Here is a 13,616-nt window from a genome sequence, read left to right on the forward strand (position 1 = left end):
CCCTGCGCTGGTGGGCGCATGATGATGCACCGTCTTCCTTGTCCCAATGAAAACGGGCGGGCCCGGCTTGCGCCGGAACCCGCCCGATCAGACAGCGATGCCGTGAATTACTTGGCTGCTGGCGCCGCGGCCGTTGCCGGACGCTTGAGCCACATGGTCCAGTAACGCGCCAGGTCGCCGATGCCATCGTGACCCTTGACGGTTTCAAAGGTCTTGATCGCATCATCCTTGCGGCCAGCCTTGGCGTACGCCATACCCAGCTTGAGCTTGGCTTCTTCCGGACGCTTCAGGCCGCCCTTGGCGATGCCTTGTTCGATCCGCTCGATACCCTTGTCGAACTCGTCCATGGTCACGTAGGCATAGCCCAGATTCACCAGGCCGGTGCCGTCTTTCATCTTGGCAGCGCTGGCTTCGCCGCTGGCGATGTTTTTCGCGTCGTCGGCCGCACCCTTGTTGACGCGGTCGCGCAACGCCTTGTGCTTGCCGGCGTCGGCGCCGGTGCCCAGGACGTTGGCGGCGAAGCCGGCGTCAACCGCCTTCTTCGCTTCGACCGGGAAGCCGGCGCGCACTGCTTCTTCAGCCATGTTGACATAGGTCTCGGCTTCCAGCTGTTTCAGCACGGCCGACTCAAGACGGTAGGCGTCGAGCAGCAGGCGCGCGTTGAAGCTGGTCTTGCCATACATGCGGTGCAGCAAGTCGGTCCACAGCTCTTCGCTCGGGTAGGACGCGATCAGCTTTTCCAGTGCGGCCGTGTAAGCCGGCCAGTCTTTTTGCTTGCCGGTGATGGCGACCACCAGGCGCAGGTCGCCCTCGGTCGACGCGGTGCCGGTCTTCTCGTTCTCGGCCAGCACGGCCAGCGCTTCGGTCTTGGCCGTGGCCAGGTCGTTATTCAGGTAATAGGCGCGGGCGATCGAGCCGCGCACGCGCGCCGGCGAGCCGCCTTCGGCGATGTAGCGCTTCATCCATTCAATCGCCTTCGGATAGTTCTTGGCGTTGGTTTGCAAATTGCCCATCGCCAGGATGAATTCCGGCTTGTCGATGGCCGGGGTGCTTGGCGAGTTGATGATCGCTTCGAGCGAGGTCGCCGTCATCGCTTCATTGCCACTGGCCGAACCGAGCGAGAATTTCATGCGCTCGATGACGTAGTTTTCGTACGGGGTGCGATTGGCGTAGGCTTCGGCGGCAGTCAGTCTTTCCTGGACTTCAGCGAATTTCTTGCCATCGATCAAGACCTTGACGGCGGCCGGGTCGAGCAGCTTGTACAGTTCCGGACGAACGGTTTCCGGTTTGGTCGGAGCGGCGCTGGTCGCAGGCGTGGCAGGGGCGGATTGCGCGCTGGCGCTGGTCATCAGGGCGGGTGCGGCGTTCAGGCCGATGGCGGCCAAGATCAGACTGATACGGGCAAGACGAAACTGGGACATGGAAAATCCTTCAATCAAAGACATAAAGACAGCCTGACGCTATAACGCATCAGCCCGCCGAACCGTGGACACCTGGCCTACATGGGCGTCGTCCGCTTGGTGCGAATTTCGGACGAAGCGCATATTGTCACATAAACTTCATTTCTGCATCCTGATTTCCGTGCGGACCGGTTCAGGCGCGCAAAAACGCGCGTCCCCGGCCGTCGAACAGATGGCAGTGCGCGGGCGGCAAATGCAGCGCGATGCGCTCGCCCGCCAGCAGCATGGCGCCGCCCTGCGGCTGGCGCAGTGCGATCAGGGCCGGGTCGCCCGGCATGCTGGCGTAGACGATGGTCTGGTCGCCCAGGTACTCGACGTGGCCGACCACGGCCGCGATCGCATTCGACTGCTGGGTAGCGGCCGGCAGCAGCGTCATGTGCTCGGCGCGGATGCCGAGCGTGACTTTGTCGCCGGTCGTGGCGTCGCTGCCGTCGGCGTCGGCATCAACCAGCGTGCCGTCGGCCAGGCGCACGCGCACGCCGATGGCGCCGATATGCGTGACCTCGGCGGCGATGAAGTTCATCTTCGGCGCACCCAGAAAGCCCGCCACGAACAGGTTGCCTGGATTGTTATACAGCTGGTACGGTGTGCCCACCTGCTCGATGCGCCCGCCGTTGATGACCACGATGCGCTGGCCCAGTGTCATCGCCTCGACCTGGTCGTGGGTCACGTAGATCATGGTGGTCTTGAGTTCCTTGTGCAGGCGGCTCAGCTCCACCCGCATCTGCACGCGCAGGCTGGCGTCCAGGTTCGAGAGCGGCTCGTCGAACAGGAATACTTCGGGTTTGCGCACGATGGCGCGCCCGATCGCCACGCGCTGGCGCTGGCCGCCCGAGAGCTCCTTGGGCCGGCGCTGCAGCAGATGGGTGATCTGCAAAATCCCGGCGGCGCGCCCGACCTGCGCTTTCAGTTCCTCGCCCTTGTGGCCGGCCAGCTTGAGCGCGAACGCCATGTTCTCGAACACCGTCATGTGCGGATACAGCGCATACGACTGGAACACCATCGCCAGCCCGCGCTTGGCCGGCGCGATCTCGTTGGCCAGCAGGCCGCCGATATGCAGCTCGCCGCCGCTGATCTCTTCCAGGCCCGCGATCATGCGCAGCAAGGTCGATTTGCCGCAGCCGGACGGCCCCACGAAGACCACGAATTCGCCATCGGCGATATCAAGGTCGACGCCGTGGATGATGGTCTGTTTGTCGTCGTAGCGCTTGACGACCTGCTTGAGGGTGACGGCGGCCATGCTCAGCGCACCGGCGACAGCTTGGCGGCCGCCAGTTCCGCCTGCTGGCGTTCGCTGGCGCTCATCGGAATGATCTGCGACAGGATCGCCACCGGCACCGCGGCCGCCAGCACCCACAGGAAGAAGTTGTGGTAGCCGAGCGCGATCTGGATATCGCCGCTGATCCATTTGAACAGCGAGAAGCCCAGCTGCATGATCCCGGTCGCGAACGCATAGTGCGCGGTCTGGTATTTGCCCGGCGCGACCACCTGCATCATGTACAGGATGAGGCCCACAAAACCGAAGCCGTAGCCGAACATCTCCACGCTGAGCGCCGCGCCGATCAGGGTCAGGTCGGTAGGCAGGGTGGTCGACAGATAGTAGAACACCAGGTTGGGCAGGTTCACCGCCAGGATCAGCGCCAGGATCGCACGTTTGAGGCCCAGCCAGGAAGTGAAATAGCCGCCCGCGATGCTGCCGACCACGAAGGCGATGGTGCCGGCGGTGCCGTACACGGCGCCCACTTCGGTTGTGCTCAGTCCCAGCCCGCCCAGGTTGCGCGCTTCGCGCAGGAACAGCGGGCCTATCGTCTGCACCTGCGCTTCGCCCGCGCGGAACAGGATGATGAACAGGACCGATACCCAGATGCCCGGCTTCTTGAAAAAGTCGATGATGACTTCCTTGAGCGTGCGCGCAATCTGCGCCGCCGTGATGTCGGCGCTGGCCGGGTTTTTCGCCAGCGGCAGCGCCCAGCCGTTGTACAAGCCGAGGACGGCCATCGTCGCCGCCAGGATGCAGAATACGATGGTCCAGGCCGAGACCACGCCCATGGTCTTTTCGAAGTACCCGGCCAGCAGCAGCAGGCCGCCGGACGAGATGAAGCGCCCGGCATTGAAGAAGGTGCCGGTCCAGCCGGCGTAGGCCGCCTGTTCCTTCTGCGTCAGGCTGGAGATGTACAAGCCGTCGCAGGCCACATCGTGGGTGGCCGATGAAATGGCGACCAGCGTGAGCATGACGACGCAGGCAGCAAACCAGAACGGCATGTGCAGCGCCACCGCCACCAGGCCAAGGCAGGCGCCCCCGATCAGCTGGAAGCCGACCACGACGATTTTTTTGCTGCTCGCCAGCTCCAGGAATGGGCTCCAGAGCGGCTTGAAAATCCAGGCCGACATGATGGCGGCGGTCCAGTGGGAGATATCGTCGTTGGCCACGCCCATGCTCTTGAACATCTGGCCAGCCACCATCGCGACTGCGAAGAAGGGCAAGCCCTGCGCCAGGTACAAGCTCGGTACCCAGGCCAGTGGGCTGCGTTCTTTTTTAGTTGTTTTAGTCAGTTCCATTGACATCCTTGGGTGGGGTTTCTTGACAGCGTTACTTGACTGCGCCGTCCATGCCGCGCATGAAGAAGCGCTGCGTGAACAGGAAGGCGGCCAGCGTGGGCAGGATCGTCAGCACGGTGCCGGCGGCGATCACGCGGGTACTGCTGCCGAAGGTGCCGCGCAAATACAGCACGCCCACCGACAGCGGAAATTCATCCGGCTTGCTCATCACGATGGATGGCCAGATGTATTCGTTCCAGGCTTCGACCGCCGTCAGGATGCCGACCGTGGCCAGCCACGGCGCGATCAAAGGCAGCATGATCTTGCTGAAGATGATCCACTCCGACGCGCCGTCCACGCGCGCGGCGTCGATCAGGTCTTGCGGCACTTCCTCGAACGCTTGCTTGAGCAGCAGGATGGCGACTGCGGTCACCACGTTCGGCAAAATCACGCCGGTGTAGGTGTCCACCAGCGACAGCTTGGTGACGGTGATGAAGTTCACCAGGAAGTTCACTTCCGACGGCAGTACCAGCGTGGCGAGGATCACGCCGAACACCAGTTTGCGGCCGCGAAACTGCATGCGCGCCAGCGGATAGGCCGCCATCGAACACAGTGCCAGCTTCCAGAACACGGTGCATACGGCGATCAGCACCGAGTTCTTGAAAAACGCGATGATGGGAATCGCGCGAAATACCTCGGCGAAGTTCTCCAGCGAAGGCACGCGCGGCCAGAAGGTGGGCGGAAAGGCGAATACATTGCCTTCGGTCGAAATCGCCGTGACCAGCGTCCACCAGAACGGGAACACGCACACCACGGCCAGCACGCACAGGATCAGGTAATGGCCGAACGTGGCCAGCGGACGGGCGCGCATCAGCGGTGCTTCGGTTTGAGGTAGCGCAGGCACACCAGCGCGATACCGATGCAGATGCTCGATACCACCAGGCTGGCGGCTAGTGCGCGCGGCAGCTTGAGGTGCTTGAGGCCCTGGTCGTAGGCGTAGTACAGGGCGGTGAAGGTCGAATTCATCGGCCCGCCCTGGGTCAGCACATCCACTTCCTGATAGGCCTTGAGCGCGGCCAGCACCGACAGGATCGAACATACCGCAATGGTCGGGCGCAGCATGGGCACGGTGATCTTCCAGAACTGCTGCCAGCGGTTGGCGCCATCGAGCATGGCTGCTTCCTGCATGTCGGCGGGGATGGCTTGCAGCGCGGCCAGGTACATCACCATGTACCAGCCAAGCCCGCGCCACAGGGTGACGAACATCACGGCGAACAGGGCCAGCGTGTCGTCGGTCAGCCAGCCGATGGGTGCGTGCGCCAGGCGCAGCTGCATGAAGACGTAATTGAGCGTGCCCTGTTCGTGGAACATGAAGCCCCACATGATGCCGACCACCGACACCGTGGTCACCACCGGCACGTAGAAAGCGGCGCGGAACCAGCGGATGCCGGGCAGCTGGTTATTGACCAGCACCGCCAGCGCAATCGCGCCGATCTGCACGAACGGCACCATCAGCAGGAACAGCAGCGAATTTTTCAGGCCCGTGACGAACATCTCGTTATCGAAAATGTAGCGGAAGTTGTCAAGCCCGACGAAGGACGTTGGCCGTATCAGGCTGTAATCGGTGAACGCGAGGAAGGAGCCGTAGGCCACCGGCCAGAATGAAAACACGGCCAGCAGCACCAGTGCCGGTGCCAGGAACATCCATGCCTGCAAGGTGTGGCGTCGTGTATTCATTAGTGCAGCCTCTGTTTGGACAGCTTCTTGTTCCAGATCGCGACCGCCTGGTCGAGCGCCTGCTGCACGTCCTGCTTGCCGGTGACGCCCGCTTCGACAGCTTTCACCAGCGAGCGCCGAAGTTCGTCGTAATCGTCGATACCGGCCACGTACAAGGTGTGCGAGTGCGCCATCGAGCGCGCGCCCGCTTCAACAGCTTTTTCGGCCGCGCCGGCGTTGGCAGGCAGCGCCAGGAAGTAAGGATCGGCGGCCGCCTTGACGGTGGTGGGGAACACGCTGGCCTGCTTGGCAAAGGCCAGCTGGTTGGCGTCGCCGGTCAGGTACAGCGCGAACTTGCCGACCGCAGGGAGCAGCTTCGCATCGACACCTTTGGGTATCGCGAAATGAATCAGCCAGCCGCCGTCGGCGATGCCGGTCGGGCCGAGCGGCGCCGGCGCCACGCTGGTGATGGCGTAGATATCTTTTGCATCGTTCTGGATGCGTTTCAGAGCGGTTGGTGGCGCCAGCAGCATGCCGAGGCGCCCGCCCTTGTAGGCATCGACCACGGCGGGGAAGTTATCCTCGGCGAACAGGCTTTCCTTGAGCAGGCCGCCGGCCTTGTAGGTCGCGGCGAGTTTCTGCACCAGCGCCACGTGCTGCGCCGAATTGAATACCGCCTTGCCATCCTTGATGACGGCCAGGCCCTGCCACATGAACAGGCCATCGATTTTCGACAGCGCCGGGGCGATGCCGGCCTTGCCGGTGCGCGCGGCGATCTGGCGTGCGAACGCAAGCTGCTCGTCGAAGCTGTTCGGACCGCTTGTTAAGCCCGCATCCTTGAAGATGTTCTGGTTGTAGGCGATCACGGCGACGTTGCTGTACATCGGGAAGCCGTAGGTCTTGCCCTTGAAGCGCAGGTCTTCCAGGGTGCTCGGGATGTAGCTGGCCTTGGATGCGCCGAGCAGGGCGTCGATGGGCGTGAGCAGTTCGTCGCGCGCATATTCGTCGGCCCAGGGCACGTTCAGGTTGACCAGCGCCGGCGGCGTGCCGGCCACGATGCGCGTGACCAGCTTGGTCTGGATCACGTCCCACGGAAAATCGATCCACTCGATCTTCACGCCCGGATTGGCAGCCTCGTAATTGCGCGCCACCGATTCGAAAAACGGCGTGAACTTGGGCTTCATGCTGAAGGTCCAGAATTCGATTTTCGTGTCGGCGGCGGCTGCGGAAGCTGCCAGTCCCGTTGCCATCAATGCCGTCAGCAGTGTCTTTATCTTCATTGATGGCGGGCGCGCGTCAGTTGGTCTTGGTGACTTTGCTGAGGTGGCGCGGGCGGTCCGGGTCCATGCCGCGCGCTTTCGACAGGTGCGCCGCCATCACATAGAACGCTTGCACGGCGACGATCGGGTCCAGGTCCGGGGTGGCGGCGGTCGGCAGGGTCAGGTCGCGTTCAGGCACGTCGCTTGGCGCCGCCAGCAGCACGCGCGCGCCGCGGGTACGCATTTCGGCCGCCAGCGCAATCAGGCCGGCCTGGGTCGGTCCGCGCGTTGCGAAAATCAGCAGCGGATAGCCATCTTCGATCAAGGCCATCGGGCCGTGCTTGATTTCGGCGCCGCTGAACGCTTCCGCCTGCAGGGCCGAGGTTTCCTTGAACTTGAGCGCCGATTCGAGCGCAATCGGAAAACTGATGCCGCGTCCGACCACCATGATGTTGCGGGCCGGGGTGAGCACCTCCAGCGCCGGCGACCAGTCCACCTGGGCGGCGCTGCGCAGCGCCTCGGGCAGGGCGGCCAGGCCTTCGGTCAGTTCCGGGTCGTTCTGCCACTGCGCCACCAGGCGCGCACCGGCCACGAGACTGGTGATGAAGCTCTTGGTGGCGGCCACGCTCTGCTCCTTACCGGCGCGCAGCGGCATTGCCCATTCGGCAGCGGCGGCCAGCGGCGAATCGATATCGTTGACCAGCGCGATGGTGGTGGCGCCGCCGTCGCGGAAATAGCGGATCGGTTCCACCACGTCCGGGCTCTGGCCCGATTGCGAAATGGCGATGGTGAGCGTGTCGCGCGTGACCAGCGGCGACTTGTACAAGGTCACCAGTGACATCGGCAGCGAAGCGACGATGCGCCCCATGCGCGCCATGATCAGGTAGGCGCAGTAATTGGCGGCGTGGTCGGAGCTGCCGCGCGCCACCGTCAGCGCGGTGTTGAAGGTGGTGGTCCTCAGCTTGCGGCCCAGTTCCGCGTAGCGTTCGACGTCGTTTTCCAGTTGCAGGGCGACGCAGTCGGCGGCGGACAGGGCTTCTTTAAGCATCAGTGAGGTCACACTTTTCTCCTTCGATATAGACAGCTTTGATTTTCAAATCGCGGTCCAGGACCACCATGTCGGCAAAGGTGCCTGGTGCCAGGCGTCCGCGTTCGGTTTCGCCGAGGTAGTCGGCGGCGTAGGTCGACACCCGGTGCGAGGCATCTTCCAGCGACAGGCCCAGGCTGACCAGGTTGCGCAGCGCCTGGTCCATGGTCAGCGTGCTGCCGGCCAGGGTGCCGTCGGGCAGGCGCACGCCGCCCATGCATTTCTGCACGCTGTGGCGGCCAAGCTTGTAGTCGCCATCAGGCATGCCGGTGGCGGCGGTGGAATCGGTAACGCAGTACAGGTGCGGAATTGCGCGCAGCGCCACCTTGATCGCGCCCGGGTGCACGTGCAGCAGGTCGGGAATCAGTTCGGCGTACTGCGCATGCGCCAGCGCCGCGCCGACCATGCCCGGCTCGCGGTGATGCAGGCCGCTCATGGCGTTGAACAGGTGCGTAAAACCGGCTGCGCCGTGCTCCAGCGCCGCCACGCCATCCTCGTACGAGCCGAGCGTGTGTCCGATCTGCACGCGGATGCCGGCGTTACTCAGTTCGCGCACCAGGTTCAGGTGGCCGGCGATTTCCGGAGCCACGGTAATGAGGCGCATCGGCGCGTAGGTGCCCAGCTGCTGCACTTCGGCCAGGGTGGCGGCACGCGCGTAGTTCGGTTGCGCTCCCAGCTTGCCGGAGTTGATGTACGGGCCTTCCAGGTGCACGCCGAGGATGCGCGCCGCGCCCGGCCGACGGTCGGCACAGGCTGCGCCGATGGCCTTGAGGGCACGCGTGATCTCGTGCGGCGGCGCCGTCATGGTGGTGGCCAGCAGGCAGGTGGTGCCGTGCCTGGCGTGCATGGCGGCGATCACGTGGGGCGCGTCGCCGGCCTCCATGATGTCCTTGCCGCCACCGCCGTGCACGTGCAGGTCGATGAAGCCGGGGATGACGTAGTCGTCGCCGTTGACCGATGGATCGATCGCGCCGCCTTGGAAGCCCGTCACGCGTTCGCCGAAGCTGATTGCACCGTTGATCCAGCCGCTGGTGGTCAGGATGTTGCCTTTGATTGCATCGCTCATCGGCGCGACTCCGCTACGAATTCATAATAATCACTGCGGCAGAACGAGTGGGTCAGTTCCACCGCCGCGCCGCTGTCCAGGTAACTCACACGGGTAATGTGCAGCATTGCCGCCCCCGGGGCCAGGCCGGCCAGGCGCGCCTGCTCCGCATTGGCGTTGACGGCGCGGATATGCTGCAGCGCGCGCATCGGAATCGCGCCGCGCGCCTCAAGGTAGCCGTACAGCGAATCGGTCACGCCGTGCGGGTCGGGCATGTGGATGGCCGGGATGGTGGTCGTTTCGATCGCCATCACCACGTCGTCGGCGGTGCGCAGGCGGCGCAGGCGCGCCACCGGCATGTTGGGCGACAGGCCGAGCGAGAGCAGTTCGAGCGGGGCCGCCACGCCGATTTCGCGTTCCAGCCAGCGCGAGCCGGCGGTGAAACCGCGCTGGCTCAATTCTTCCGAAAAGCTGGTCAGGCGCGAGAGCGGCTGTTCCAGCTTCGGCGTGATGTAGGTGCCGGAACCGCGCCGGCGCGTCAGCATGCCACGCTCGCACAGCATGTCGATGGCTTTGCGCGCGGTGACGCGCGAGATGTCGAGCACGTCGGAAAGCATGCGCTCGGACGGCAGCGCTTCGTTGGCGCGCCAGTCGCCGCTGGTGATGCCGGCCGATAGCTTGTTCGCCAGTTGCATGTAGAGCGGGGTGACGCTGTCGGCGTCGGGCTTGAAATCGCTGAGCTGCGCAAGCATGGTTAGTGTCCTCTCACGTGGAGTTCGATCATGCGCAGCGCGCCGCTGGCGGAGTCGCCCAGCGGAGCAACGCTGCGTGCCAGAAGGTCTGGCGGCAGGTAGGCGCGCAGCGGCACGCCAAGGCCGCCGCACAGTGCCAGCGGCAGTTGGCCGGATGGGTCGAGCGCGTGCGCCATCAATGCCACTTCGCCCCCGGCGTCGGCCAGGATGGCACGCGCGGTGTCGCAGGTGTCGGCATGGGCCACCACCAGCGGTGCGAGCGAGGCAAAAGCGGTCTGGGTGGCGCGGCCGATCCAGACCTGGATCGCATTGCGTTCGCCGCCGCAGGCATCGATCACCGCTTGCGCAAAGGTGCTGTGCGGCGCGCGCCCGTCAATGACTTTTTCAATGTGGGCGATGGCGCGCAGGCCGATCCAGCCGCCGCCGGCTTCGTCGCCGGTCGGGAAGCCCCAGCCGCCCACTTCGCGCTGGCTGCCATCGGCCAGCAAGGCCTGGCCCACGCTGCCGGTGCCGATGGCGACGATGGTGCCCGGTTTGCCGCCGTGCGCGCCCATCAGCGTGGTGAAGCCGTCGTTCTCAAGGCGGATGGTGCCGAAGCCGGGATCGGCGGCCAGAAATTGTTCGGTCCACAGCGGATTGTGCACGCCGGCCAGGCCCAGGCCGATGGCGATGCTGGCGTTGGCCGGCTGCGCAATGCCGGCCGCGCCGAAGGCCGAGGCGAGCGCCTCGGCGACCGAGTTCCATGCCTGCGCGATGCCGAGCGAGAGGCCGGACGGGCCGCCCTGGCCTTGTGCCAACTGGCTGCCGTCGGCGCGCGCCAGGCGCACCCTGGTACCGGTTCCACCGCCATCGACGCCGATGAGATATTCGATCATGTGTGTTGTTGTCCGGGTTCTGAAGTGGGGAAGGTGTGGGCACTATATGATCGCCCAACCACCTTGTCAACAGGTATTTAAGTGGTATTATAAAATACTGAATTGGCCTTGCGTCCCCGGGCCTCGATATCGTCGTAAGTCATTGTTTTTAAATATTTTATTAGGCAGGGGTAATGGTATTAATCTGGCTCTGGTTTAGTGCCAATTTGGTATGGGGAGTGTGGTGGTGCGGGCGTGCGGCTTTGTTGCCCGGCGCCTGTACGCCCTGGCGGCCGATCGCTGATGGGGGCGGACGGAACGGCCCGCAAGGCAGGTTTTTCCGCGCTCTGCGCGTATTCATAAGGCATTGTCAGGTAAGTCGAGTGCGCGCCCCGCTCACGTCGATGGCCTTGGTGTGTATACCAGATAGTGGAGCCCTGCAGGGGTTGCACGGGAGTGCTTCAGGTCCAGTTGTACTGGATCGCCCTGGTTGTCAAGCAGGCGGCGTCCGTGTCCCGCCATGACGGGACAAAGAAGAAAATGCAGTTCATCCAACAGGCCAGCGAGCAGCAATGATTGGACCAGGCTGATGCTGCCGTGTACGCCGATCGTCTTGCCCGTTTGCGCCTTGAGTTCGCCAACGGCAGCCGCAAGGTCGCCATCGAGCAGCGTTGACTGCTTCCACTCCACATTGCGCAACGTGCGGCTGACGACAAACTTCGGGTTGTTGTTAATGAAGGATGCAAATGGCTCAATCGTCGAATCCGGCCAGCATTGCGACCATTCCTGATATGTCTTCCGGCCGAGCAGAATGGCGTCTTGTCCGGCGACCGTGTCGCGCGTGAACTCGTCAAAGTCGGCGTACAAGTTCGGACGGACGAAGGTATCAGGCGCTTCGACGACGCCGTCGAGCGAGATAAAAAGGTGGGATGTCAGCTTTCGCATGGCGTTCTCGTCGGTTGGTGAGAGCTGCACGATGAAGCTCTCTTGCCTTGACGACGAGCGGCGATGTCCGGAATCGACATCCGCTAATCACTTTTTTTCAAGCTACAGGTATCCCGGCGCCGGCAATCTTGCCCGCCGGAGCACTCAGTTGCGCGTCGTGCTGGCGCCTTTGCGGTCGTAGTGCACCAGTTGCGCTGGCCGCAGCGGTCGGTTTGACCCGCACTTCGGCCGTGCCGGAGCCACGCACGGTCACGCTGGCCTGTTGCGCCTCCAGGTTTTCGCCCTCCACGCTGCCCGAGCCGTTCAGCTCCGCGCTCAAGCTGCCGACCGTGCCGTCGATCTGGATCTCGCCGGAACCGGTGACCACCAGCCGTGCCTTGTCGGCCCGCAGCTGCCTGACCGTCAGTTCGCCCGAGCCGTGCACTTCACCGTGGAATTGCCCTGTGCCGCCGGGGACGCACGCTTCGCCCGAACCGCGCAGCACGGCGCTGCTGCGTTCGACCGCCAGGCCGCAGGCTTCGAGCTCGCCCGAGCCGTGCGCGTCGACCTGCAAGGTGCGCGCGGCGCCGGCCAGGTGGACGTCGCCGGAGCCTTTCATCGTCAGTTGCAGCTTGCCGGTTTTGAGCTGGTACACGTCCACGTCGCCCGAGCCGCTCAGGTTCAGCGCGAACTGCTCGCCTTCGACCTGGCTCAGGGACACGTCGGCGCTGCCCGCATTGGCCAGGCTGCGCAGGCCCGGCGCGGCGATGGTGATGGTGGTGCGCTCGTCGTCGCCGAAGCTGATGTTGAAGCCGGTGCGCGAACGCGGGCGCACGATCAGGGTATCGCCCTTGACGATGGTTTCGATGCGCTCCAGTTCCTTGCGCTGGCCCGACAGTTCGAGCGCTTGCGTGCCCTGGGCGGTGATCACCACTTTATAAGGACCGGACAGTTCGATCGCGTGGAAAGGTGCGAGCTTGCGCACGTCGGAGGTGGCCTGGGCCTGGCTGGCCGCGGCGGCGCACAGCAGGGTGGCGAAGGTGGCTTGCTTGAGGTAGGTCGTCATGGCGGGTCTGCCGCTGGGCGGCGTTGGGTTCGGAGCATGAACAATACGGCCGGGTGCGCGGGCGCGCGAGCGAAAATCGACAGATGGTCGAATCGGCGGCTTGAACGGTCGGGAGGAGGGGGTAGGGCGAGGAGGTCGGAAAACCCGAGGAGGCGTCGGGTTTTCCGGTTTGAACTGTGCTGCGGGCGAACGGTCCGGGGCGGACCGGCGCAATTAGTTCTTGTACTGTTCCAGCTGGACGGCGAAAGCGGTCTTGTAGTTCTTGACGAATTCGACGGCTTCGGCGCTGACATCGCTGCGGCTGCGCGACTGGTTGATGGTCACGGCTGGCACGCTCAGGCTCGATGCGGCGGCCGATACGGCGGTGCTGGCGGCCGGGGCGTCGGCGGCAAAGGCGGAACCGGCCAGGACCAGGGCTGCTACGGCGGTAAACAATTTCGATGCGTTCATAATATTTCTCCAGTATTAGTTCAACGTCGCGATTGTCTGCGGCGGCAAGAGCGGTGCTCTTTGATTAAGGTCAGTGTATTACGTCTGATTAATCCGAAAAAGGCCGAATGACGCAATGCGCAATTGCGGAATTCGCAATAATCAAGCTTAGTTTTTGGACATGTCCAACTGATTAGCCAGCGTCGGCTTCGCATTCTTGGCGGCCTCAAGCGCCTCGGCGCGTACTTCAGCGCGGGTGCGGCTCGCTGGGGCGCTCAGTTCCGGCACATTCAGGCGGGTGGCGCTGATGCTGCTTGCGGCCGCGCTCACGCTGGCATTCGCCACGGCTGCGTCGGCAGCAACAGCGGAACCAGCAACAGCGGAACCAGCAACAAACAGGGCAACAGCAGCAACGAAGGACAATGATTTCATGGTGTTTCTCCAGTAATGAGGTGAACGTCGCTCGCTTGCGGCGTTGACGAGTTG

Annotated in this window: 14 protein-coding genes; all 14 read right to left on the reverse strand. The window is 64.0% G+C overall.

Features of this window, described 5'->3' with window-relative positions; translation table 11 throughout:
* Positions 1-107: 107 nt before the first annotated feature.
* The 14 genes from PO883_RS26480 to PO883_RS26545 all read right to left on the reverse strand — a co-directional run bounded on the left by PO883_RS26480 (position 108) and on the right by PO883_RS26545 (position 13,562).
* The gene (locus tag PO883_RS26480) at positions 108-1,421 is read right to left on the reverse strand and encodes a tetratricopeptide repeat protein (protein ID WP_289312417.1); all 1,314 of its coding nucleotides are present in this window, start codon (positions 1,419-1,421) and stop codon (positions 108-110) included.
* Positions 1,422-1,593: 172 nt separating this feature from the next.
* Positions 1,594-2,700, reverse strand: a complete 1,107-nt coding sequence (locus PO883_RS26485) for an ABC transporter ATP-binding protein (RefSeq protein WP_289312418.1) — start codon at positions 2,698-2,700, stop codon at positions 1,594-1,596.
* Positions 2,701-2,702: 2 nt separating this feature from the next.
* Entirely contained in the window at positions 2,703-4,019 is a 1,317-nt protein-coding gene (locus tag PO883_RS26490) for an MFS transporter (protein ID WP_289312419.1), read from the reverse strand.
* A 31-nt stretch (positions 4,020-4,050) separates the two neighbouring features.
* Positions 4,051-4,869 carry a carbohydrate ABC transporter permease gene (locus tag PO883_RS26495; protein ID WP_289312420.1) on the reverse strand — a complete coding sequence of 273 codons (819 nt, stop codon included), beginning with the start codon at positions 4,867-4,869 and terminating at the stop codon, positions 4,051-4,053.
* Positions 4,869-5,735, reverse strand: a complete 867-nt coding sequence (locus PO883_RS26500) for a carbohydrate ABC transporter permease (protein WP_289312421.1) — start codon at positions 5,733-5,735, stop codon at positions 4,869-4,871. The genes PO883_RS26495 and PO883_RS26500 overlap by 1 nt, the downstream gene beginning before the upstream one ends.
* Positions 5,735-6,994, reverse strand: a complete 1,260-nt coding sequence (locus PO883_RS26505; RefSeq protein ID WP_289312422.1) for an ABC transporter substrate-binding protein — start codon at positions 6,992-6,994, stop codon at positions 5,735-5,737. Before PO883_RS26505 ends, PO883_RS26500 begins: the two co-directional genes overlap by 1 nt.
* Positions 6,995-7,010: 16 nt before the next feature.
* A complete protein-coding gene (locus PO883_RS26510; protein WP_289312464.1) occupies positions 7,011-8,021 on the reverse strand; it encodes an SIS domain-containing protein in 1,011 nt (336 codons plus the stop codon).
* Positions 8,014-9,126, reverse strand: a complete 1,113-nt coding sequence (nagA, locus tag PO883_RS26515; protein WP_289312423.1) for an N-acetylglucosamine-6-phosphate deacetylase — start codon at positions 9,124-9,126, stop codon at positions 8,014-8,016. Before nagA ends, PO883_RS26510 begins: the two co-directional genes overlap by 8 nt.
* Positions 9,123-9,857, reverse strand: a complete 735-nt coding sequence (locus PO883_RS26520; RefSeq protein ID WP_167091712.1) for a GntR family transcriptional regulator — start codon at positions 9,855-9,857, stop codon at positions 9,123-9,125. Before PO883_RS26520 ends, nagA begins: the two co-directional genes overlap by 4 nt.
* A gap of 2 nt (positions 9,858-9,859) precedes the next feature.
* Positions 9,860-10,732, reverse strand: coding sequence for a BadF/BadG/BcrA/BcrD ATPase family protein (locus PO883_RS26525; RefSeq protein ID WP_289312424.1), 873 nt, complete (start codon positions 10,730-10,732; stop codon positions 9,860-9,862).
* Between the two features lie 375 nt (positions 10,733-11,107).
* Positions 11,108-11,686, reverse strand: coding sequence for a dihydrofolate reductase family protein (locus tag PO883_RS26530; protein ID WP_289312425.1), 579 nt, complete (start codon positions 11,684-11,686; stop codon positions 11,108-11,110).
* 67 nt (positions 11,687-11,753) lie between these two features.
* Positions 11,754-12,701, reverse strand: a complete 948-nt coding sequence (locus PO883_RS26535) for a head GIN domain-containing protein (RefSeq protein WP_289312426.1) — start codon at positions 12,699-12,701, stop codon at positions 11,754-11,756.
* A 213-nt stretch (positions 12,702-12,914) separates the two neighbouring features.
* Entirely contained in the window at positions 12,915-13,151 is a 237-nt protein-coding gene (locus tag PO883_RS26540) for a hypothetical protein (RefSeq protein WP_289312427.1), read from the reverse strand.
* A gap of 147 nt (positions 13,152-13,298) precedes the next feature.
* The gene (locus PO883_RS26545) at positions 13,299-13,562 is read right to left on the reverse strand and encodes a hypothetical protein (protein ID WP_289312428.1); all 264 of its coding nucleotides are present in this window, start codon (positions 13,560-13,562) and stop codon (positions 13,299-13,301) included.
* Positions 13,563-13,616 lie beyond the last annotated feature (54 nt).

The organism is Massilia sp. DJPM01 (assembly GCF_030348125.1).
GTDB lineage: Bacteria > Pseudomonadota > Gammaproteobacteria > Burkholderiales > Burkholderiaceae_D > Telluria_A > Telluria_A frigida.